Source organism: Panacagrimonas perspica (genome assembly GCF_004364935.1).
GTDB lineage: Bacteria > Pseudomonadota > Gammaproteobacteria > Nevskiales > Nevskiaceae > Panacagrimonas > Panacagrimonas perspica.
Window position 1 is genome coordinate 269,292 of the sequence record NZ_SOBT01000011.1, and the last position, 22,810, is coordinate 292,101.

Sequence of the window (22,810 nt, forward strand, 5' to 3'; positions counted from 1 at the left end):
GTGGGCTCCCGCCGCAAGGACCGGGAGACGTCGCGCGCTGGAACGGGCGGCCCTGTTCGCCGCATCGCTGTTGCTGGCCGCCTGCGCCAGCACGCCATCACCCGAATCGAATGCACTGAGTCCGTCGTCCGCGCGCGAACTGATGGCGCGCGCACTGCCGCCACACGTACAGGACCGCAACGGCTGGGCCGCGGACATGTACGCCGCGTTCGCGTCGATGGAGATCACCGTCGATCCCGGCAACGTCTGTGCCGTGGTCGCGGTGACGGATCAGGAATCCAACTTCCAGGTCGATCCGGTCGTGCCGGGCCTCTCGAAGCTGGCGTGGCGCGAGATCGACAGCCGTGCGCAGCGCATGGGACTGTCGCCCCGCGTCGTGCGCACCTTGCTGCGCATGCCTTCCTCCGAAGGACGCAGCTATGCGCAACGCCTCGATGCCGCGCGCACCGAAGGTGAGCTGAGCCAGATATTCGAAGACCTGATCGGCGTGTTGCCGGGCGGCCAGAAGATGCTCGCGGACCGCAATCCGGTGCGCACCGGCGGACCGATGCAGGTGAGCATCGCGTTCGCCGAGAGCTATGCCGACGAGAACCCCTATCCGTATCCGCTCGACGGGAAGAGCTTTCGCCGCGAGGTGTTCACGCGTCGCGGAGGCCTGTATTTCGGCATCGCGCACCTGCTCGATTATCCGGCCGACTACGATCGCCCGCTGTTCCGCTTCGCCGACTTCAACGCCGGGCACTACGCGAGCCGCAACGCCGCGTTCCAGAATGCGCTGACCGCGGCCTCGGGGATTCCGCTGGACCTCGACGGCGATCTCGTGCGCCTCGGCGCCGGCGCGAACGACGCCGCCGGCAGCACGGAACTCGCGGCGCGCACGCTCGGCAAGCGGCTCAAGATGAGCGATCGTCAGATCCGCAACGATCTCGAGCGTGGCCAGACCGAGAAATTCGCGCGTACCGATCTGTACGAAAAAGTGTTCGAACTCGCCGACGGCCTCGAAGGCCGCAGCCTGCCGCGCGCCGTGATGCCCAAGATCCTGCTCAAGAGCCCCAAGATCACGCGCCAGCTCACCACCGAATGGTTTTCGCTGCGCGTGCAGCAGCGCCACGAGCGCTGCCTGGAGCGGACCGCCGTGCCGGTATCGAAATCCAGGGCCAGCACCTGATTTTCGCGCCCCGCTTGGGCTAGGCTTGGACGCGCATCGACGAGCGGCCAGCAGCCCAGGAGGTTTCCATGACGGTCACCAACCGCCAGTCCGGCACCAACGTCCACGAGATCGCGGACGGTATCTACCGCATCAATACGCCCGTGGAGTTTCCCAACGGCGGCGGCGGATTCTCGTTCAACCAGTACCTGATCCTCGACGACGAGCCGCTGCTGTTCCACACCGGTCCGCGCAAGATATTCGCGCTCGTGCGCGAGGCCGTGGCCAGCATCATGCCGGTGGAGCGCCTGCGTCACGTCGGGTTCTCGCACGTCGAGGCGGACGAGTGCGGATCGCTCAACGAATGGCTTGCCGTAGCCCCGCAGGCGACGCCGCTGTGCGGCAACATCGCGGCGATGACGTCGGTCGGCGACCTGGCGGATCGCGCGCCGCGCGCGCTGGCGGACGGCGAATCGCTCGTCATCGGGCGCAAGACGCTGCGATGGTTCGATGCGCCGCATCTGCCGCATGGCTGGGAGTGCGGCTATCTGATGGAAGAGAAGACGCGGACCCTCCTGTGCGGAGACCTGTTCACGCAGCCCGGTTCCGATCGCCCGCCGATCACGGAGTCGGACGTGCTCGGACCGAGCGAAGGGTTTCGCAAGGCGATCGACTATTACGCCCACGCGAGCAACACGCGTGCGCTGATCGAGAAGCTGGCCGCCGCCCGGCCCGAAACGATGGCCTGCATGCATGGCAGCGCCTGGCGCGGCGACGGCGCAAAACTGCTGCGCGATCTGGCGGACGCGGTCAGCCCGTAGGGTGCGCTCCGCGCACGTGTTCTTTGCGTTGGGAACGGGATCGGTGCGCGGGGCGCACCCTACCGATGTCGTGCTCGCGTCTGGTCGGCGGCCTTGAAATGCGCGATCTGGTCGGCTCGAGCCTTCTTGAATGCGCTGCGGTCGGTTACGCGCGCGACATAGGCTTCGGTCGCCGGGCGGTCGCCGAACGCACGGACATCCGGGACCCGTAGCACGTCCGCCATCAACAGGTCGGCGACGGTGAAGCGTCCGGCGCAGAGCCATTCGCGCTCGCTCAGCACGCGCTCCATCTGGTCGAGGCGCGTGCCCATCCATCCGGCGAGCTTGTTGTCCTTGTCGCCGGAGATCTTCAGGAACCACCACGGCACGCTGACCATCTCGATCGAATTGAGCGCGGCGATTACCCATTGCGACGTTTGCGCCTCTCCCGATGGATCGCGCGGCATCAGCTGGTCGCTCTTGCGCGCCAGGTGCAGCAGTCCGGCGCCGCTCTCGAACATCTCCAGGCCATCGTCCTCCAGGAACGGGACCTGGCCGAAGGGCTGCTGCGCAAGATGGTGGGTTGCACGCTCGTCGAACGCGACGGTCCGTACCCTGTAGTCGAGTCCTGCTTCCTCACAGGCCCATCGCAGCCGCAGATCACGAACGAAGCCGCGTGGGGGTTCTGGAACCCAGTCGTAGGTCCAGATGGTCAGTTCGCTCATGGCGGAGCGTTCCTCGCGAACGGCGCCATCTGCGCAGCCAGCGCTTTCTTGAATGCGGGGCGCGCTTCGCAGCGCAGGCGATGTGCTTCGAGCAGCGGATGCTGCTTCGAAAGGATGTCCGTATGCCGCAGCAGGCGCAGCACGGTGACCATCATCAGGTCGCCCGCACTGAAGCTCTCTTCGAGGTACTCGCGTCCCTCCATCCACGTCGAGAGCGACTTCAGGCGATTGTTCATGAAGTCCACCACGCCGGGCCGGCGCAGCTTGGCCCATTCCTCATTGGCGCAGAACAGATCGATCACGACGAGGTTCTGCACCGGTGGCTCGACGCTGTTGAGCGCGGCGAACACCCAGGCGCGTGCACGCGCGCGTCCGTTCGCGTCGCCGGGCATCAGCGCTTCGCTGCGTTCGGCGATGTGCAGCAGGATCGCGCCGGTTTCGAACAGGACCAGCCCATCCTCCTCGTACACAGGGACTTGGCCGAAGGGCTGCTTCTCGCGATATTCCTTCGAACTCTGCTCTTCCTGCCCGATCAGATGCTCCGTGTAGGAGAGTCCCGCCTCTTCGAGCGCCCAGCGCACGCGCAGGTCGCGAACAAGGCCCTGAGCGAAAGGCGGCACCCACTTGAATGCGGTCAGCTTGATGCTCACGTCGTTCTCCCTCGGGTTGGGCGTTCGTCCTGGGACGGCGTGTCAGCGCGACCGAGCCGCTGTGCAGCGTCCGTGCAGGCGCTCGAACGCCATCGTCCAGCCCTGCGTGTGCGAGGCGAGGGTCTCTTCGGTCTGCGGCAGTTGCTCGTGGGTCAGGCGCACCTCGGTGCGTTCGTCTCCACGGGCCAGGAACTCCACCGTGACCAGGGTTTCGCGCTGCTCCGTGGCCGGCGAGATCCACGTGAACTGCAGGCGTCGCGGTCGATCGATGACGCGGTAAGTGCCGGTGTGGAGCAGCGAATCGTCCTGGCGATGCATCAGCACTTCGTAGCGGCCGCCGACGCGGGCGTCGACCTTGGCGCTGGTGCGCAGGATCTGCCCAGGCCGCATCCAGTCGGCAAGGCTCTCGGGATCGAGCCAGGCATCGAAGACCTCGTCGGCACTAGCGGCGATCTCGCGGCGCACATGCACGACGGCGGGCTGCTCATGGTCAGGCATGTTCATCGGTTTTTCTTTCCCTGATTGGCAGCGACGCGCTTGCGCGTCACGAAGGCGTCGAGCGACGCGAGGCGGTCTTCCCAGAAGGGCTGGTAGCGCTGGATCCACCGCGCGGCGCTTTGCATCTGCGTGGCGTCGAGCGAGAGCACGTGGTCGCGGCCGCGCACCGAACGGCGCACGAGGCCCGCGCGCTCGAGCATGCGGATGTGCTTCGACGTGGAGTTCAGCGAGATCGTGAAACCGCCTGCGATCTCGGTGACGCGCGCGTCCGACTCGGCGAGCCGGGCCAGGATCGCGCGACGCGTGGCGTCGGCCATGGCGCTGAAGACGGCGTCGAGTTGCTGCGCATTTTCATATTCACCCATAAGGGTGAATATAGGAGTCGAGAACCGCTGCGTCAACTTTGGAAAGTTCGGGTGAGACAGGCAGACATTTACCGCAAAGGCGCAAAGGAAAAAGAAAGGTCGCAAAGATTTGTTTCTATCTTTTCTCTGCGTTCTTTCTTTTTCCTTTGCGCCTTTGCGGTGAAAACCCCTACGAAGCGAATGCCCCTCCTACGTGCATATGGACGCACGCTCGATCAGCGCCTGCATCGGGACGTCCGCCGACAGCGTGCCGAACGCTAGCCCGTGCTCTCCGCCGATGCGTGAGCGGCAGAAGCTGCGTGCCACGTCCTCGTCGTCCGCACGCAGCAGGATCGCCGCCTGCAGTGCGAGCGCGGTGCGCTCCACGACCATCCGGCTTCGGATCTCGAGCGCCGTGCGATCCGACAGCGCCTCGTTGAGCCAGTGCACCTCGTTGTCGAGCGCGGTGTCCCGTCCGCGCACGGCGAGCAGTTCGGCGAACAGCGCCTCGCGCGTGTCGGGCTCCTTCGAGAGCGCGCGCAGCACGTCGAGGCACTGGATGTTGCCGCTGCCTTCCCAGATGGAGTTCAGCGGCGCCTGCCGGTACAGACGCGGCAGATTGCTCTCTTCGACGTAGCCCAATCCGCCGAGACATTCCTGGGCTTCGTTGACGAGCACGGGCGCGCGCTTGCAGATCCAGTATTTGCCGATGGCGGTCGCGATGCGCGCGAAGGCGGCTTCGCCCTTGTCTCGCCCGCTGGCATCGACGGCACGTGCGACGCGCATCGTCAGCGCCGTCGCCGCTTCGCTCTCGAGCGCAAGGTCGGCGAGCACGTTCTGCATCAGCGGTTGATCGACCAGCCGCTTTCCGAAAGCGTTGCGGTGCTGCGCGTGGTGCAGCGCCTGAACGGTGGCCTGACGCATCAGTGCACTGCTGCCGATCATGCAATCGAGGCGCGTCAGCGACACCATCTCGAGAATCGTCGGCACGCCGCGACCCTCGTCGCCGACGCGCACCGCATAGGCGTCGAGAAACTCGACTTCGGACGAGGCATTCGACTTGTCGCCCAGTTTGTCCTTGAGGCGCTGGATGTGGATGGCGTTGCGCGACCCGTCGGGACGCAGCTTCGGCATCAGGAAACACGTGAGGCCGGCGTCGACGTGCGCCAGTACCAGCCAGGCGTCGCACATCGGCGCGGAGAAGAACCACTTGTGACCGACGATCCGGTAGCTGCCGTCGGACTGGCGCGCGGCGCGTGTCGTGTTCGCGCGCACGTCGGAACCGCCCTGCTTCTCGGTCATGCCCATGCCGATCGTCAGCGCCGTCTTCTGATCGAACGGCAGCACGCGGGGGTCGTACTCGAGCGAGGTGATGCGAGGCAGCCAGTCGCGCGCAAGTTCGGGTGCATGGCGCAGCGCCGGAATCGACGAGTGCGTCATCGTCAGCGGACAGCCCGTCCCGGCCTCGGCCTGTGAATGCAACAAGCTGATGGCGGCGCGCGCGACGTGCGCGCCCGGCGTGTCCGCATGCCGCCACGCGAAGGCGTGGACGCCGTGCTGCATGCCGAGCTGCATCACGCGGTGATAGGCGGGATGGAATTCGATCTCGTCGAGACGATGACCGTAGCGATCGAAGCTGCGCAACTTCGGCGGATTCTCGTTGGCGGTATAGCCCAGGTCCATCAGTTCGCCGCCGGCCACCGTGCCGAACGCGACGAGCTGCGTCTCTGCCCAGCCACCGCCTTCGCGATGCACGGCATCGCGCAGCGCACGGTCGCTGGTGTAGCTGTTGTAGTGACCAATCGGCGGGACCTGATTGGTGACGTCGTGCGTGACGAACGAGGCGACGTTGGACATGGTGTTCTCCGGTACGCGTTTCCGATCAGAACTTGCCGTGACGGCCGACGCCGTCCTTGAAACGCGTGGCGCCGGCAGCGCTCTCGCCGGACCTGAGCGTCGCGATGCCGTGTACGAATTCGTTGGCGATGGCCTCGGGCTCGTCGTAGCCCCATTGTTCGTAGACGCTGCGCCGGTCCCCGCGCATGCAGACCTGCGGGAAGGCCGCGATCTCGAGCGCGAGTTTCTCTGCGACCGCCAACGCCTGCCCGCGCGGTGCGAGGCGATTCGCCAGGCCCATGCCGTAGGCCTCGCGTGCGTCGACTGCGCGGCCGGTGAGGACCATGTCGAGTGCGCGCGACATGCCGATCAGGCGCGGCAACCGCACCGTGCCGCCATCGACCAGCGGTACGCCGAAACGTCTGCAGAACACGCCGAAGATGGCGGTCTCATCGGCCACGCGCAGATCGCACCACGCGGCCAGCTCGATGCCGCCCGCCACGCAGTAGCCGGACACGGCCGCGATCACCGGCTTGGACAGCTGCAGGCGCGTGGGGCCCATCGGTCCGTCGCCCTCGGGTTCGAGACGGATGGAGCGTCCGGGCTCGCCGCTGAAGACGGCTTTCAAATCGGCGCCGGCGCAGAAGTGTCCATCGGTTCCGGTGAGGATCGCGACACGCAGTTCCGGGTCCGTATCGAAGGCGCGGAACGCGGAGGCGAGCGCTTCGGCGGTGGGTCCGTCGACGCAGTTGCGAACTTCCGGACGGTTGATGCGGACCACCAGCAGCGGTGCACGACGTTCGACGACGACGGTGGGAGAGAGGGAGTCGGCCATGTCGGTTTCCTTGGAAAGACGTCGATCGATATTACACGTGGTGACAAATGCCGGTGACGCAAGTAATGTCCCGAACCGCGACATTTCCCCTGATCCGCAGGACCCGTAGCCCTGGAGGCTGTCCGTGAATTTCGACTACTCGCCCGAAGAAGAGACATTCCGCCAGGAGGTTCGCACCTGGATGGAAGCGAACGCCCCACGCGACCCGAGCGGCATCGCCACCGGCATGCGTATCGGCAAGGAGACCCAGTTCGCCTGGGAGAAGAAGCTCGCGTCGAAGGGGTGGCTGGCCTACACATGGCCGGCGGAATTCGGCGGACCGGGATTCACGCCGGTGCAGCGCGATATCTTCGACGCCGAGCGCGCCCGCGCCGGTGCGCCGTCGGTGATTCCGTTCGCCCTGATGATGCTCGGCCCGGTGCTGATGAAGTTCGGTACGCCCGAGCAGCAGAAGCGTTTCCTGCCCAGGATCGCGAGCGCCGAACAGGTCTGGTGCCAGGGCTACTCGGAGCCGGGCTCGGGTTCGGACCTCGCCAGTCTCAAGACGCAGGCGGTTCGTCAGGGCGACAAGTACATCGTCAACGGCCAGAAGATCTGGACCACGCAGGCGCATTGGGCGCACTGGATCTTCTGCCTGGTGCGCACCAGCGGTGATGGCTCCAAGCAGCAGGGCATCTCCTTCCTGCTGATGGACATGAACACCAAGGGCATCGAGGTACGGCCGATCGTCACGATCGACGGACATCACCATCTCAATGAAGTGTTCTTCACCGACGTCGAGGTGCCGGTCGAGAATCTCGTCGGGGTCGAGGGGCAGGGCTGGACGATCGCCAAATACCTGCTGACGCACGAGCGCACCGCCATTGCCGGCGTCGGCGACAGCAAGCGCCAGCTTCGCTGGCTGAGCGAGACGGTCGCGCGCGATCCTGCACTCAAGGACAGCCCGCACGCCCGCCGTCGCATCGCCGAACTCGAGGTCGATCTGCTCGCGCTCGAATACACCAACCTGCGCACGCTCGATCGCATGGCCAAGGGCCACTCGCCTGGACCCGAATCCTCCGGTCTGAAGATCAAGGGCACCGAACTGCAGCAGGGCATCTCCGAGGCGCAGCTCGAATTCGGAGGCCTGCAGGCGATGCCGTGGGGCCAGGATGTCGAGGGCGAGCCGGTCTATCGAGCGGCATCGACGCGTTACAACTTCCTGCGCGCCTGCACCATCTACGGCGGCAGCAACGAAATCCAGAAGAACGTGCTGGCCAAAGTGCTGATCGGACTCTGAGGAACTCGAAAAAATGGATCTCTCATTCACTTCCGAGCAGGAAATCCTGCAGGACAGCGCGGTCAAGTTCGCCCAGAAGGGCTACAGCTTCGACCAGTACAAGAAGTCGCTGAAGGCGCCGGGCCAGTGCGATCCGGCGATCTGGAAACAGGTCGCCGAATTCGGATGGCTGGCACTCGCCGTTCCCGAATCCGCCGGTGGCATCGGCGGCTCCACGCTCGACATCGCGCTGGTCGCCGAGGCGCTCGGCGCAGGCCTGGTCATCGAGCCTTTCATCGCAGGCGCCATTTTCCCGGCCGCGATCATCGCGGCCAGCGAAAGCGCGGGCCGGCAGGACGCGCTGCTCGGCAACCTGGCCAGCGGCGACGCACAGCTCGCGGTCGCCTACTCCGAGCGCGCAGGTCGATTCGATCCCGCGCAGTGCACGACCATCGCCGACAAGAACGCGAAGGGCTTCGTGCTCAGCGGCGAGAAGATCTGCGCATTCAACGCGCCGAACGCCTCGCACCTGATCGTGTCCGCGCGCAACGGATCCGCGGTGGACCTGTTCCTGGTGCCGCGCGAGACCGCGGGCCTGAGCCTGACGGCTTATCCGGTGCTCGGCGGCGGTGTCGCGGCCGACGTGAAGCTCGACGGCGTGCAGGTGGACAGCGACGCGCGGCTGGGCGACATCACGGCGCTCGAAGCGGGCCTGGACAAGGCCATCGCCGTCGACTGCGCGCTCGCACTGGGCGGCATGAAGGCGCTGTTCGAGCGCACTTCGGCCTACCTGCGCACGCGCAAGCAGTTCGGCGTGGCGATCGGCACGTTTCAGGTGCTGCAGCATCGTGTCGTCGACATGTTCATCGAGCTCGAGCAGTCGCGTTCGCTGGTGCTGCTGGCCACGGCCAAGGCCGACAGTGGTGATGCCGTCGAACGACGACGCGCCGTGTCCGCAGCCAAGGCCTACGTGGCCAAGGCTTCCAAGATGGTCGCGCAGCAGGCCGTGCAGCTCCACGGCGGAATCGGCATGACCGAGGAACTCGATGTCGGTCATTACTTCCGTCAGCTCACGGCGTTCGGCACGCGATTCGGCGATCGCGACTACCACCTCGACCGCTTTCAGGCCGTAGCCGCTGCATGAAGCCAGCGGTCGCCGCGGACCTGATCGCGCGAGCCCGCGCGGTGCTGTCCAGCGGGCTGCCGGAGATGGGCGAGCACGTCGTGTGCTCGCCTGTTTCCCGATACCTGGACGGTGCGCGCCACCAGCGCGAACTCGCCATGATGCGGCGCCACCCGCAGGCGGTTGCTCCGGCATCGACGCTCGCGCGCAACGGAAGCTGGTGGTCGGGCGACGTGCTCGGTGTTCCGTTGCTGGTGACGCGCGATGGAGCAGGCGCGCTCCACGCGTTCCTCAACGTCTGCCGCCACCGCGGCGCGCGGGTCGTAGCGACCGGCGAGGGCTGCGGTCGCGAGAAATTCGCCTGCCCGTATCACGCGTGGACCTATGCGGCGGACGGTGCCTTGCTGAACGTGCCGCGACGCGAAGGATTCCCGGAGCTTCGGACGGAAACTTCGGGCTTGCGCCGGCTCGCGGTTGCGCAGCGTGCCGGCATCGTCTGGGTGATTCCGGATGCCGCGCACGCCGACGATGACGTGAGCGCTCGCCTGGGCGCGTTCGTGGATGAGCTCGAAGGATTCGGCTTTGCGGATCACGTCGCGTACGCGCCTCGCGAACTCGACGTGGGATGCAACTGGAAGCTGATGGTCGAAGGCTCGTCGGAGGCCTATCACTTCAAGATTGCGCACCGCGACAGCATCGCGCCGCTGTTCGCCGACAACGTGCAGATCGTCGACGAGAACGGGCTGCACCGGCGCATGTTCCTGGTCAAGGAAGCGTTGCGCAGCGAACCCCTGGCATCCGATGTGCAGCTGCGCGATGCCGGCAATCTTCTCTACTACGTCTTTCCCAGCACGATGATCCTGGTGCAGCCGGACCATGCGCAGGTCACCCGCATCGAGCCGACGGCGGTGGGCGCGACGCGGATCATCGACTTCGCGCTGATTCCGCAGGCGCCGGACTCGGAGCGTGCACGCACGCACTGGGAGCGCAACGTGCATCTGTATCGCGAGGCGCTGGGCGAGGACTACGCGCAGATGGCGTCGATGCAGTCCGGTCTGGCCTGCGGGGCCAACATCGCGTTGCAGTTCGGACGCTACGAATTCGCACTGGCGCGCTTCAACGAACAGCTCGACGACGAGCTCGCGAAGGTCGCGGCATGAAGCCCAAGCCGCGCGGGCTGATCCTGGACCTGCTGCTCGCCGCCGTGCCGGAGCCGCTGTCCGCACGCGATGCCGTCACTGCCTGCGCACTGTTCGGCATCAGCGACAACAACGCGCGCGTCGCGCTCGCAAGGCTGGTCTCCGAAGGCCTGCTCGAGGCCGCCGAGCGCGGCAGTTACCAGCTCAGCGCGCGGGCGCACGAGCTGTCCGACGACGTCGCGACCTGGCGGACAGCCGAACAGCGGGTGCGCGAATGGAACGGCGGCTACATCGGCGTCCACTGCGGCGCGCTCGGCCGCAGCGATCGCGCCGCACTGCGTGCGCGACGACGCGCGCTGGACATGCTCGGCTTTCGCGAACTCGAACGCGGGCTCTACCTGCGTCCGGACAACATCGAGCGCGATCTCGACACGGTGCGTCGTCGGCTCTATCAGATCGGATTGGAGCGCGGCGCTAGCGTCTTCTCTGCCGACGGTTTCGATGCGGCGCGCGAAGCGCAGATCCGCAAGCTGTGGGACGGCAAGACGCTCAACACGAACTACCGCAAGCTGCGCCTGCAGCTCGAGGACTGGATGAGCACATCGGCGAAACTCGATCCGCAGGCCGGTGCGCGCGAGGTCTTCACGATCGGCGGTCATGCGATCCGTCACGTCGTCTACGATCCGCTGCTGCCCAGCCCACTCGTCGACGTGCAGGCCCGGCAGGATTTCGTCGCGACGGTGCACAAGGTCGACCGGCTCGGCCGTCGCCTGTGGCAGCGCATGTACGAGGCGTCGACCGGTTCTCCCGGTCCGTTCCCGACGCCGCCCACCGCACAGGTGGAACTCAGCGCCTGAGCGAGCGTCAGACTTGCAGCACGCGCATCGAGATGTTGCGCTTGCACTTCCCGATTCACCTTGACGACTGGAGTCGTGATGCCGATTCGCAATGCCCCGTCTGCCCTGCCCACGACCCTGCGCTTCATGGGCTCGCGCCTCGCGCGGCGCCTGAAAGGCGAGGCCGATGTTCCGCCGACGGACTTTCGCGCCCGCATCGAACAGGCGCTGGCGAAACTGGGCGATGCCGTGCTGCGCTGCGACTGGGTCAAGGTGCCTGCGACGACCGCGCCGTGGATCGACAGCGGTGTCGTGCTGCCGAGCGGCCAGACGATCAGTCTGCTGGCCAACGGCATGGTGTACGCCTCCAGCGCGCTGGACGTGGGCTTCCAGCCCAAGGTCGGGCTCTGGCATCGCGTGGGCGACGGTGAGCTCGCGAAGATCGTCGGCAATGCGAGCAGCTTCGACTCGGGCGCCGGCGGCACGCTCTGGCTCACCAGCAAACCCTCGGGCGAGTTCGCGGATCGCAAGGGCGCGTTCGAGCCCAAGTACCCGCGCGTGAAATTTCCGGGCGAGTTCGAAGTGGCGGTCGTGCAGTGGCGCGGCGATGCGACGCAAGGCGTGCAAGCGGCGGCGACGATCGAGCCGCAGTGGTTCGGGACGGCGCTGAAGCGGCTGCAGTCGCCGGTCGCACCGCCCGCGGGCTGGCACTACCTCTGGCGTCTGGGGCAGGGCGAAATCTTCCAGCCCTGCGACACGAAGAAGGACGAACTCTGCTGCCACACGAGCGCAGACGTCGGCATCCTGCAGTACCCGGTCGATGTTCCATTGACGGCGGACAGCGAGGTGCAGTGGTCGTGGCTCGTCGAGCAGTTGCCGTCGAAGCTGCCCGAGCACATCGAGCCCACGCACGATTATCTGTCGCTCGCCGTGGAGTTCGACAACGGCCTGGACCTCACGTGGATGTGGAGCGCGGCGCTGCCGGTCGACACCATTTTCCAGTGCCCGCTGGCATGGTGGAACGAGCGCGAGACGCACTGGGTCGTGCGCAGCGGCACCGAGCAGCTCGGTCGCTGGCTGGACGAACGCCGCAACATCGCAGACGACTATCGCAAGGCGATCGGTGGCGAGTTGCCGAAGAAGATCGTCGGCGTCTGGCTGATCGCCAACACGGTGTTCCAGCGAGGCGAGGGCAAGTGCCGGTACCGGGACATCGTGCTCGAGGATGGACAGGGTCGCTTGAAGATCGCGAGCTGAGGGCGTATCAACAGTAGCCCGGACGAAGTCCGGGGTTCCGTCCCTCGATGCGTGATCCTGCCCGCTTTACGTGCCGGCATCCCGGACTGCGTCCGGGCTACGTCCTTACGTTTTTCCCGTCGTTCTTGAAGATCAGATCAGCGAGAGCTGATCCCCCGACGTCGGCGGCACCCGGAACTGGCTCGTATCCAGAACACCACGTGGATCCTGGTTCAACCCGAAGCGCTTGCACGCGACGCGGAATCGCTGCGCGATGAGCATCGCGTAGTTGCCGGTGCCTTTCTGTCGCGTTCCGAATTCCGGGTTGTAGTCGCGGCCGCCGTGCATCTGTTGCACCAGGCTCATCACGTGCGCGGCGCGATCCGGCATGTGTGCGTCGAGCCAGGCGCGGAAGATGCCCTTGAGTTCATGCGGCAGTCGCAGCATCACGTAGCCGGCGTGCCGTGCGCCCGCTTCCGCGGCCGCTTCGAGAATGGATTCCAGCTCGGCGTCGTTGACGAATGGAATCATCGGTGCCGCCATCACCGTTACCGGCACGCCGATCTCCGTGAGCTGCCGGATCAACCGCAGCCGCATGCTGGCAGACGACGTGCGGGGTTCGAGCGTGCGCTTGAGCGCATCGTCGAGTGAGGTCACCGACACAGCGACGCGGACCAGGCCCAGTTCCGAGAATCGTTCGTACAGATCGAGATCCCGCATCATCAGCGCGGCGCCCTTGGTGATGACGTTGACCGGGTGCCGGAAGCGCAGCAGGACTTCGAGCACGTCGCGCGTGATGCGCAGGTCCTTCTCGATCGGCTGGTAGGGATCGGTGTTGGCGCCGATTTGAATCACCCGGCACGAATAGGACTTGTGGCGCAGCTCCTGATCGAGCAATTCGCCGGCGTTGGGCTTGTAGAAGAGCTTGGTCTCGAAGTCGAGGCCCGGCGACAGGTTCACGTACGAATGAGCCGGCCTGGCGAAGCAGTAAACGCAGCCGTGCGCGCAGCCTCGATACGGATTGATCGACTGGTCGAAGCCGATGTCGGGCGAATCGTTGCGGCTGATGATGCTCTTCGATTTCTCGGCGAAGAGCTGCGTCTTCAGCGTCTCGACGACCGAGTCTTCGAGGCTGCCCCAGCCATCGTCGATGGCCTCGACCGACCGGCTCTCGAAGCGACCTTTGGGCAACGAAACAGCGCCGCGGCCCTTCAGCGGTTTGGGAACGAACATGGACGGCGACCCGGTGGGCGGGCCTCGTTGGGATACTGTATGAATATACAGTTATCGGGTTTCGCGAGCGACGCCGCTCGTCGATCTCGCGGCCCGTGGCCCGGGTGAAACCCGGGGCTGCGGTCCGTATGCGAAGGAACCCCCGGGTTGCACCCGGGCTACGTCGTCAGTCGTCGACGTTGGCGAGCAGGTGCACGCTCGCGGTCAGCAGATCCGCACGATCCGCGCGCGGACCGACAAGGATCTCGATGTCGCCCGCTTCGAAAACGGATTCGAGATCCGGACCGAGGAAGGCAAGCTCCGACGCCGGCAACTTGATGACGACCGTACCCGACTCTCCCGGCTCGAGCCGGATCTTCGCGAAGCGCCGCAGCTCCAGCAGCGGCCGCGTCACGCTCGCAATCTTGTCGCGCGTGAACAGGAACACCGTCTCCTCGGCGGCATACGCACCCTCGTTGCCGACCCCGATCGTGACCTCGATCTCCTGCCGCTCGGCGACGCTCTCCGGCGTCACGCGCAGGTTCGACAGCACGAAGCGTCCGTACGTCAGGCCATGCCCGAACGGATACAGCGGATCGTTCGGAACATCCTGGTACTTGCTCGTGAAGTAGTCCTTCGGATCCATCGGCCGTCCGCTGGGGCGCTGGCCGAAGAAGATCGGGACCTGGCCGACGGCGCGCGGCCACGTGATCGGCGTGCGACCGCTCGGCGAGACGCGGCCGCCGAGCACGTCGGCGATCGCGTTGCCGGACTCGCAGCCGAGAAACCACGCGGCGAGGATCGCGTCCGCGTTTTCCGCGAGCCAGGGAATCACCAGCGGCCGCCCGGAAAACAGGATCGTGATGACCGGAATCTGCAGCGCCCGGGCGCGTGCGATCGCCGCTTTCGCCAGTGCCATCTGCGGCTCCGGGATTTCCGGATAGGCACGGCTCGCCGCCTCGCCACTCATCGTCGCGCGCTCGCCCAGGCACAGCACCAGCGCGTTGGCACCGTTGCACAGCGCAACCGCGGGATCGATGCCCGAGACGTCGCCGTCGTCGAAGCCCACGCCGGCCGCATGGCGAAGCTCGACATCGGGCAGCCCGGCCTTCAGGCCCGCCATCACGGTGATCTGGCCCTCCGGCGCACCAGCTGCCCACCACGGTCCGCGCATTTCGGCGGCGGCGTCGGCGAGCGGACCCAGCACGCAGAGGCGCTTCACACCGGGTTTCAGCGGCAGCGTGTCACCCTGGTTCTTCAGCATCGTGATGCAGCGTGAGCCCAGATCGCGCGCGAACTGCCGGCGCGCCGTGATCGCCGATGCCGCCTCCGGCTTCGCACCGCGTCGATACGGATCATCGAACAGGCCGAGCTTCTCCTTGAGCTGCAGGACGCGGCGCACGCAGGTGTCGATCTCGTCCATCGTCACCAGGCCGCGCTCCAGTGCGATCGGCAGGCCGTTGCGGTAGGCGTTGGCCATCATGTCGATGTCCACGCCGGCCTTCAGCGACAGCGTCGCGGCCTCGACGAGATCCGCGGCGACACCGTGCTTGATCAGTTCACCGATCGCGTTGTAGTCGCTGACCAGTACGCCCTCGAAGCCCAGTTCACCACGCAGGTAATCGCGCAGCAGCGGGATGTGGGCCGTCATCGGCACGCCGTTGAGATCGGTGAACGCCGGCATGATCGTCTCGACGCCGGCTTTCACCGAGGCGGCGAAGGCGGGCAGGTGGACCTCCCGCAACGTCCGCTCGGAGATGTCCACCGCGGCGTATTCGCGGCCTGCCGTGACCGGCGAATACGCGCAGAAATGCTTGGCGCATGCCGCGAGGCTTTCGGCGTCGGACAGATCGGCGCCCTGGAAGCCGCGCACCTTGGCGCGAGCCATCAGCACCGCCAGCCCCGGATCCTCGCCGGAGCCTTCCGCGGTGCGGCCCCAGCGCAGGTCGCGCGAGACGTCGAGCATCGGGGCGAACGTCATCGCCAGACCGTCGGCGGCGCCCTCGCGGGCGGCCTCGCGTGCGCTGCGCTCCCAGGCTTCGGGATCGAAACATGCGGTCTCGGCGAGCGGAATCGGGAACAGCGTGCGATGTCCGTGGATGATGTCGAGGCCGATCAGCAGTGGAATGCCGAGGCGCGACTGCTCCACGGCGATGCGCTGCATCTCGTTGACGTGGTCGGCGCCGACCATGTTGAGCAGATTTCCGATCGTCCCGTCCCGGATGGATTCGGTGGAATCACCAGCGATCACCGGCCCCGTGACCGCATAGCTCGACGCCGTCATCGTGAGCTGGCCCAGCTTTTCCGCCAGCGTCATCCTGGCCAGCAGTTCTTCGGTACGACTCATCAATCGCCATCCATCTCAAGGTATGTCCGCATGATAGGTCGGCAACTCCAGATCGCCAGAGCCTTCAAACAAAGTCAGAATCCGGGCTTCAGGACATTTGCACGCCCGGTGAAGAGACAGATGCCAAGCCAACAGAGGGCGCCCCGCGTGACGACGGACGATCCCGCGATGTTGCTCGGGCTCTCCGATGAGGCCCTGATGGACCGGGTGCAGCGCCAGACGTTCCGTTTCTTCTGGGAAGGTGCGCAGGCCAGCAGTGGGCTGGCGCGCGATCGCATTCCGGCCTTCAGCCATTCGCCCGAAGATCAGGTCGCCATCGGTGGCGCTGGTTTCGGCGTGATGGCGCTGATCGTCGCCGCGGAACGCGGATGGGTGTCGCGCGATGTCGCGGTGAATCGCGTGGGTGAGATGCTCGAGGTGCTGCTGCGTGCCGAGCGCTACCACGGTGCGTATCCGCACTTCATGGATGGGCGCACGGGCGCGAGCATCCCCTTCTGGGGAAAGGACGACGCGGCCGATATCGTCGAGACCTCGCTGCTGTTGCAGGGTCTGCTCTGTGCGCGCGAGTACTTCGATCGCGACGAGCCGCGCGAGGTGGCGATCCGCAGCCGCATCAGCGGCATCTGGGAGACCGTCGAGTGGGACTGGTTCACGCGCGGGACGGACGTGCTGTTCTGGCACTGGAGCCCGCGTCACGGCTGGGGTATGAATCACCCGATCCACGGCTGGAACGAGTGCCTGATCACCTACCTGCTCGCGGCCTCGTCGCCGACTCACCCCATTGCGCCTGAGGTGTATCACCACGGCTATGCGAGCGGGCCCGACTTTCTCAATGGCAAGGCCTACCACGGCATCGAACTGCCGCTGGGCCAGCCTTACGGCGGGCCGCTGTTCTTCTCGCACTATTCGTTCTGCGGGCTGGATCCGCGCGGCCTGAAGGATCGCTACGCCGATTACTGGGATTTGTGCGTGCGTCACGTGCAGATCAATCGCGAGCATTGCGTGCACAATCCCAACGGTCACGCCGGTTACGGCGCGGAGTGCTGGGGGATCACCGCCAGCGATGATCCGGACGGTTACGACGCGCACGCGCCGGCCAACGACAACGGCACGATATCGCCGACCGCCGCGATCTCGAGCATGCCGTACGCGCCGCACGAGGCGATGCAGGCCATGCGCGGATTCCTGTCACGTCACGGGACCAAGGTCTGGCGCGAGTTCGGCTTCGTCGATGCGTTCAGCGAGAAGCGCGGCTGGTTCGCCGACACGTTCCTGGCGATCGATCAGGGGCCGATCGTCGTGATGATCGAGAACCATCGCAGCGGACTGTTGTGGAACCTGTTCATGCGGGTGCCCGAAGTGCGCGAGGGCCTGCGCCGACTGGGATTCTCGAGTCCGCATCTGGATGGGAGCCCTGTCGCTTGAGCGAGACTCTGGACGCCTGGATCGACCGGCAATATCGGCTGTCGGCCGTGTTGATGCTGCGCGGTGTATCGCCGGTGCACCTGGTCAAGGAGCGCCCGGGTTTCGGCCAGTCGATGCGTGCGCTCAAGGGTGCGATCGTCGCCTCCCCAGTGCTGGCCGACTGGGATCCGGACCCGGATTATTTCTTCCACTGGTATCGCGATTCGGCGATCGTCGTCGACGCGCTGCGGCTGCTGCATGTCTCGGGCGATCTGGGCGCGGAAGCCAAGACGCATCTCGCCGATTTCGTGCAGTTCAGCCTGGAGCTGAACCAGCTCGATGGCCGGACCCTGGTGCCGGGCACCACGCGGCGCGAACGAGCGGCGCCGGGCTTCCGGAAATTCCTGCGTGACGACGACGAACTGGCCGGGATTCACGGCGATGCGGTCGTCGCCGATACGCGCGTGAATCCGGACGGCACGCTCGATATCTCGATATGGACGCGCCCGCAGTTCGACGGCGCGCCGCTGCGTGCGCTCGCCCTGCTGCGCTGGCTGCGTATGAGCGCGCTGGACGAGGCCCTGCGCGCGGACATCGCGCGCCTGCTGCGGGCCGACCTCGAGTTCACGCGCCGCCACTGGCACGAGCCTTCCCACGACATCTGGGAAGAAGAATTCGGACACCACTACTACACGCTGCGTGTGTCGGCCTCGGCACTCGTGCAGGGCGCGGCGTGGCTCGATGCGATTGGCGACGGTGCTGCCGCGGGCGCCTGTCGCAAGCAGGGTCAGCTCGCGCTGGATCGGCTCGACGACTACTGGTTGCAGGATGACGGTTACTTCCGTTCACGCATCCTGCCGTCGGGGGTGCGCTCGGCCAAGGACCTCGACATCGCCGTCGTGTTCGCCGGGATCCACGCCGAGCCGGATGCCGGCCCGCATTCGGTGCTCGATCCGCGGCTGCAATCGTCGCTGGCGCGGCTCGAAACCTTGTTTGGCCGGCTCTACGCCATCAACCGCGGCCGTGGCGAAGGTCCGGCGATGGGGCGCTACGAGGGCGACGTGTACCACTCCGGCGGCGCGTACTTCTTCTCCACGTTCGCGGCGGCTGAATTCTGTTTCCGCGCCGCCGCGGCCGGCGCCAATGGCGCGCGTGCGTGGTTCCAGCGCGCAGACGCCTACCTCGCCACGATGCGCGACTACATTCCCTCCGACGGCGCGCTGTCGGAGCAGTTCGACCAGACCACGGGGGCACAGACGTCGGCGAAGCATCTGACCTGGAGCTACGCCGCCTGCATTTCCTGCATCGTGGCCCGCCGCGACGCGGCCCGCGCGCTCAAGGCATCCTGAGCGGATGGCTGAATCTTCCGAGGCGGCGGCAGTGACCACTCCGGTGGAGGCGGCGATCGCGCGCACGGGGCTCACGCGCCAGCTCGTGACCATCGTTCGGGCGCTGTACGCCTCGCCGGCGGGCAAGGCACTGCTGCTTGTGGCCCTGGGCATCGTCGTGGTCGTCGGCGCCACGTCCTACGGACAGATCCGGCTCAACAGCTGGAACAAGGATTTCTTCGACGCGCTGTCGCGACGCGACATGCGCGACTTCATGTTCCAGCTCGGCGTGTTCTTCATCATCGCCGGCGTGCTGCTGGTGCTGAATGTCGCGCAGCGCTGGCTGGTGGAGATGCTCAAGCTGAAGCTGCGCGAAGGCATGGTTCGCGACCTGGTGGGCCAGTGGATGCTGCCGCGCCGGGCGTTCTGGCTGGCGCAGGCCGGCGCGATGGGGACCAATCCCGATCAGCGCATGCACGACGATGCTCGGCACCTGTCGGACATGTCGGCCGACCTGAGCGTGGGCCTGCTGCAGGCCTCGATCCTGTTCATGTCGTTCGCCGGCGTACTGTGGGTGATCTCGGCGGACTTCAGCATCCGCATCAGCGAGAAGGATTACGCGGTGCCCGGCTTCATGGTCTGGGCGGCCGTCCTGTATGCAGGCCTGGGCTCGCTGCTGAGCTACTGGGTCGGCCGCAGCCTGGTGGGTCGCAACGCCGAGCGCTACGAGCGCGAAGCGGAACTGCGCCTGTCGCTGGTGCGCGTCAACGAACATCTCGACGGCATTTCGCTCGCCAACGGCGAGGCCGGCGAGAAGCGTCGCGTCGAGCGCCATCTCGACGAATTGCTCGCCGCGTCGCGCCGTCTCGTCCTGGGCCTGACGAACCTGACCTGGGTCACGGCCGGATTCGGATGGATGACGACGGTGGCCCCGATTCTCGTCGCGGCGCCGCTGTATTTCTCCGGCAAGGTTTCATTCGGCGGCTTGATGATGGCGGCCGCTGCGTTCACGCAGGCGCAGTCTTCGCTGCGCTGGTTCGTCGACAACTTCAGCATCCTGGCCGATTGGCGCGCGACCTTGCTGCGCGTCGCGAACTTCCGCCAGGCCCTGGTCATGGATCACTCGCTGACCGGGACGGCCAGCCGCATCGAGTACGCGCAGGGCGAAGCCGGACGCTTGAAGGTCGACAACCTGCAGGTCGATTCGCAGACCGGGCGCGATCGACTCGACGAGACGTCGCTGGTGGTGACGGCCGGCGAACGCGTGCAGATCGTCGGTGCGCCCGGCACGGCCAAGACGCAGCTCTTCCGGGCGCTCGCCGGCTTGTCGCCCTGGGGCGAGGGTCGCGTGGAGCGACCGGCCGAGGAGCCGGTCTACTACATGCCGCGCGGCACGCCTTATCTGCCGCGCGGCAGCCTGCGCGAAGTCCTGGCCTATCCGTCCCGGGTCGCGGATTTCGGCGAAGGCGCTTTCGCGGTGGCGCTGTCGCGACTGGGCCTGGGGCGACTGGCGCCCTCGCTCGATGTCACCAAGCGCTGGGACCAGGAGCTGAGCCAGGACGAGCAGCTGAGCCTCGCGTTCGCCCGCATCGTGCTGCAGGCGCCGCCGTGGCTGATCATCGACGACGCGCTGGGCTCGCTCGACGACGAGGGTCTGCGTCGCGTCGTGGACATCTTCCAGAAGGAATTGATCCGTACCGGTGTCGTGCACATCGGCCGGGCAGTGCAGGGCGGCGATCCGCTGTTCTCGCGCGTCGTGAACCTGGTCAAGGCAGATGGCGCAGTCGCCAGCGGCAACGAGGCCGCGGAAGGAGGAGCCTCATGAGCCGGGGCACGATCTGGGGTCGCGTCGTCGCGGTGCTGGTGTTGCTGCTGACGTCGAGTGTCGTGCGGTCGCAGGGATTCGAGTTCGTGCCGCCAGCGTCGGTGGAAGATCCAGCTGTGCCGGGGCTGATGCGGGATCTGGCGGAACGCATCCTGCCGGTCTACCAGGAGAAGGACCCGGAGCGTTACCTGGTCAATCTCGCCGCGTTGCAGATGGTGGCGGGAAATCCCGGCGCTGCGGCGGAGAGTCGCAATTCGCTGCGCGAACGCCGCGAGACCGACGGCAAGCGGCCGCAGCATCCGTATGTGCTGTTCCACGATCTGGTCGTGCGCGCCCGCGCGGTGGAGCAGACGGAGAAGATCGCGTTCGCGGACGCGTTCGCGCGCCTGTTTCGCGAGAACGTGTCCAAGCTCGGTGACCGCGAGTCCAATGCGGTGACGCGCCTGATGGGCTCTTCACCGGAAGCCACGCGCGATGCGCTGCAGGCCGCGTTCGACCGCATCCGCCCGGCAGGCAGCGTCGGCGATCGCGAGGCGATGGACCTGGTGTGGACCTACATCTGGTTCGATGCCTATCGACGCACCGGTGGAACCCTGCCGTCGCTGGCCAGGGAAGAGGGCAGCCGGCGTTACGTCTCGGAAGAAGACGTGCGCATCAAGGGACGCGGCGGCGTGGAAATCGTGGCGCGCGTCGTGCGCCCCAGGGTGGCGGACAAGCCGCTGCCGGCGCTGCTCGAATTCACGATCGACCCGGCACAGGACGATGCCGCTGCCAGCGCTGCGCACGGTTATGTCGGCGTCATCGCCTATACGCGCGGGAAGCTGCGCACGAAAGGCCGCATCACGCCGTTCGAGAACGATGGCGAGGACGCGCGCCTGGTCATCGAGTGGATCGCGAAGCAGCCCTGGAGCGACGGACGCGTCGCGATGATCGGCGAGGGTTACAGCGGGTTCGCGGCCTGGGCCGCGACACGCAAGCTGCCGGCCGCGCTCAAGGCGATTGCCACGGCTGATGCGACGGCGCCCGGCATCGACTTTCCGATGGAAGGCCGCATCGTTCGCAACCAGGCTTATCGCTGGGCCAGCGAGCATACGCAGGGGCTGGCGGATCCAGCCGCCGTGCGCCGGGACGACGCAGGCTGGCAGGCGCTCGACCTCCTGTGGTTCCAGAGCGGTCGGCCGTATCGCGATTTCGATCGCATCGCAAAGGAACCCAACCGCGTGTTCCGCCGCTGGATCGGCCATCCGAGTTACGACCGCTACTGGCAGAAGATGATCCCGTTCCGCGAGCAGTTCGCGAAGGTGCAGATCCCGGTGCTGTCGATCACCGGTTACTACGCGCAGGGCGAGGTCGGCGCGCTGCATTACTTCCAGGAACACGTGCGCCACGCGCCGGATGCCTCGCATGCCTTGTTGATCGGGCCCTGGGACGAGCGCGCCATCGAGGACCGCCCCGCGCGCGTGCTGCGCGGATACGCCGTGGATCCGGCGTCGCGTATCGATCTGGAGGAGCTGCGGTTCGAATGGCTCGACCATGTGCTCAATGGCCGGCCAAAGCCCGAGGTGCTGAAGGATCGTGTGAATTACTGGGCGATGGGAGCAGGCCAGTGGCGTCATGCGTCCAGCGTCGAGGCGATGGGCAGCGCCGCCGTGCGCCTGTATCTCGAGACCAGCGAGGCGTCGGATGCGCGCCGCCTGTTCCGCGATCCGACGATGAACGATGTATCGTTCGAGCAGGTGGTCGACCGCAGGAATCGTGACGCGCGGGGCGACGACGCGCCGCCGCCGATCCTGTCGCGACAGCTGCCGGTGCGGGACGGGGTGAAGTACATCAGCGATCCGCTACCGCAATCGATGGAAGTCAGCGGCCTGCTCTCCGGCCAGCTCGATTTCCGGCCGAGCCGGATGGATGTGGATCTGAACGTCGCGATGTACGAGCTGCTGGCCGACGGTGGGTATCTGCTGCTGTTCGACCCTTACGAATTCCGCGCGAGCTACGCGCGCGACCGCAGCCAGCGGCGCCTGTTGCAGGCCGGGGTTCGCCAGCAGCTCAAGTTCCGTACCGAGCAATTGATGGCGCGCCGGCTGCACGCCGGCAGTCGTCTGGTGCTGGTCATGAGCGTCAATCAGCGCGCCGATCGCCAGATCAACTACGGCATCGGCGACGATGTGAGCGCGGAGTCGTTGAAGCGCGCCAAGGCGCCGCTGAAGATCCGCTGGTATCCGGGCAGCTACATCGAGCTTCCGGTGCGTCCTTGAACCGAATCC

The 22,810-nt window shown here is 66.4% G+C and carries 19 protein-coding genes; 11 read left to right on the forward strand and 8 right to left on the reverse strand.

What is annotated here, in order from left to right:
• Nucleotides 1-37: 37 nt before the first annotated feature.
• The gene (locus DFR24_RS20730) at nt 38-1,168 is read left to right on the forward strand and encodes a DUF1615 domain-containing protein (protein ID WP_210772488.1); all 1,131 of its coding nucleotides are present in this window, start codon (nt 38-40) and stop codon (nt 1,166-1,168) included.
• Between the two features lie 68 nt (nt 1,169-1,236).
• Nucleotides 1,237-1,968, forward strand: a complete 732-nt coding sequence (locus DFR24_RS20735; RefSeq protein WP_133883352.1) for an oxygen-binding di-iron domain-containing protein — start codon at nt 1,237-1,239, stop codon at nt 1,966-1,968.
• 59 nt (nt 1,969-2,027) lie between these two features.
• Here the strand turns inward: DFR24_RS20735 and DFR24_RS20740 are convergent, their stop codons facing one another.
• The 6 genes from DFR24_RS20740 to DFR24_RS20765 form a co-directional block, all read right to left on the reverse strand.
• Nucleotides 2,028-2,672, reverse strand: coding sequence for a glutathione S-transferase family protein (locus DFR24_RS20740; protein WP_133883353.1), 645 nt, complete (start codon nt 2,670-2,672; stop codon nt 2,028-2,030).
• Nucleotides 2,669-3,322, reverse strand: coding sequence for a glutathione S-transferase family protein (locus tag DFR24_RS20745; protein ID WP_133883354.1), 654 nt, complete (start codon nt 3,320-3,322; stop codon nt 2,669-2,671). The genes DFR24_RS20740 and DFR24_RS20745 overlap by 4 nt, the downstream gene beginning before the upstream one ends.
• A gap of 42 nt (nt 3,323-3,364) precedes the next feature.
• Complete coding sequence (locus DFR24_RS20750; RefSeq protein WP_133883355.1) at nt 3,365-3,826, reverse strand: SRPBCC family protein; 462 nt, start codon at nt 3,824-3,826, stop codon at nt 3,365-3,367.
• Entirely contained in the window at nt 3,823-4,221 is a 399-nt protein-coding gene (locus DFR24_RS20755) for an ArsR/SmtB family transcription factor (RefSeq protein WP_210772480.1), read from the reverse strand. The genes DFR24_RS20750 and DFR24_RS20755 overlap by 4 nt, the downstream gene beginning before the upstream one ends.
• A 153-nt stretch (nt 4,222-4,374) precedes the next feature.
• Nucleotides 4,375-6,021, reverse strand: coding sequence for an isovaleryl-CoA dehydrogenase (locus tag DFR24_RS20760; protein WP_133883356.1), 1,647 nt, complete (start codon nt 6,019-6,021; stop codon nt 4,375-4,377).
• Nucleotides 6,022-6,046: 25 nt separating this feature from the next.
• Nucleotides 6,047-6,835 carry a crotonase/enoyl-CoA hydratase family protein gene (locus DFR24_RS20765; protein WP_133883357.1) on the reverse strand — a complete coding sequence of 263 codons (789 nt, stop codon included), beginning with the start codon at nt 6,833-6,835 and terminating at the stop codon, nt 6,047-6,049.
• Between the two features lie 124 nt (nt 6,836-6,959).
• On the opposite strand from DFR24_RS20765, the gene DFR24_RS20770 reads away from it, so the two are divergent.
• The 5 genes from DFR24_RS20770 to DFR24_RS20790 all read left to right on the forward strand — a co-directional run bounded on the left by DFR24_RS20770 (nt 6,960) and on the right by DFR24_RS20790 (nt 12,448).
• Nucleotides 6,960-8,114 carry an acyl-CoA dehydrogenase family protein gene (locus DFR24_RS20770; protein ID WP_133883358.1) on the forward strand — a complete coding sequence of 385 codons (1,155 nt, stop codon included), beginning with the start codon at nt 6,960-6,962 and terminating at the stop codon, nt 8,112-8,114.
• A gap of 13 nt (nt 8,115-8,127) precedes the next feature.
• The gene (locus DFR24_RS20775; RefSeq protein ID WP_133883359.1) at nt 8,128-9,237 is read left to right on the forward strand and encodes an acyl-CoA dehydrogenase family protein; all 1,110 of its coding nucleotides are present in this window, start codon (nt 8,128-8,130) and stop codon (nt 9,235-9,237) included.
• On the forward strand, nt 9,234-10,376 hold the full coding sequence (locus DFR24_RS20780; protein WP_133883360.1) for an aromatic ring-hydroxylating oxygenase subunit alpha: 1,143 nt from the start codon (nt 9,234-9,236) through the stop codon (nt 10,374-10,376). The genes DFR24_RS20775 and DFR24_RS20780 overlap by 4 nt, the downstream gene beginning before the upstream one ends.
• Nucleotides 10,373-11,212, forward strand: a complete 840-nt coding sequence (locus DFR24_RS20785) for a PaaX family transcriptional regulator C-terminal domain-containing protein (RefSeq protein ID WP_133883361.1) — start codon at nt 10,373-10,375, stop codon at nt 11,210-11,212. Before DFR24_RS20780 ends, DFR24_RS20785 begins: the two co-directional genes overlap by 4 nt.
• Nucleotides 11,213-11,290: 78 nt before the next feature.
• Nucleotides 11,291-12,448: a DUF3047 domain-containing protein gene (locus DFR24_RS20790; RefSeq protein ID WP_133883362.1), complete on the forward strand. Its 1,158-nt coding sequence runs from the start codon at nt 11,291-11,293 to the stop codon at nt 12,446-12,448.
• 132 nt (nt 12,449-12,580) lie between these two features.
• Here DFR24_RS20790 and DFR24_RS20795 read toward each other — a convergent pair whose 3' ends face one another.
• Together DFR24_RS20795 and DFR24_RS20800 are read right to left on the reverse strand one after the other, a co-directional pair.
• Nucleotides 12,581-13,660, reverse strand: coding sequence for a PA0069 family radical SAM protein (locus tag DFR24_RS20795; protein ID WP_133883363.1), 1,080 nt, complete (start codon nt 13,658-13,660; stop codon nt 12,581-12,583).
• 166 nt (nt 13,661-13,826) lie between these two features.
• Nucleotides 13,827-15,986: a glycoside hydrolase family 3 N-terminal domain-containing protein gene (locus DFR24_RS20800; RefSeq protein WP_133883364.1), complete on the reverse strand. Its 2,160-nt coding sequence runs from the start codon at nt 15,984-15,986 to the stop codon at nt 13,827-13,829.
• Between the two features lie 147 nt (nt 15,987-16,133).
• On the opposite strand from DFR24_RS20800, the gene DFR24_RS20805 reads away from it, so the two are divergent.
• The 4 genes from DFR24_RS20805 to DFR24_RS20820 are packed head-to-tail and all read left to right on the forward strand — an operon-like array spanning nt 16,134 to nt 22,801.
• On the forward strand, nt 16,134-17,411 hold the full coding sequence (locus DFR24_RS20805) for a glucoamylase family protein (RefSeq protein WP_246051736.1): 1,278 nt from the start codon (nt 16,134-16,136) through the stop codon (nt 17,409-17,411).
• Complete coding sequence (locus tag DFR24_RS20810; RefSeq protein WP_246051737.1) at nt 17,408-18,739, forward strand: glycoside hydrolase family 15 protein; 1,332 nt, start codon at nt 17,408-17,410, stop codon at nt 18,737-18,739. Before DFR24_RS20805 ends, DFR24_RS20810 begins: the two co-directional genes overlap by 4 nt.
• Before the next feature lie 4 nt (nt 18,740-18,743).
• Nucleotides 18,744-20,543 (forward strand): ABC transporter ATP-binding protein/permease, encoded by a 1,800-nt coding sequence (locus DFR24_RS20815; RefSeq protein ID WP_133883365.1) that lies wholly within the window; start codon nt 18,744-18,746, stop codon nt 20,541-20,543.
• Complete coding sequence (locus DFR24_RS20820) at nt 20,540-22,801, forward strand: CocE/NonD family hydrolase (protein WP_133883366.1); 2,262 nt, start codon at nt 20,540-20,542, stop codon at nt 22,799-22,801. The genes DFR24_RS20815 and DFR24_RS20820 overlap by 4 nt, the downstream gene beginning before the upstream one ends.
• The last annotated feature ends 9 nt before the right edge of the window (nt 22,802-22,810 follow it).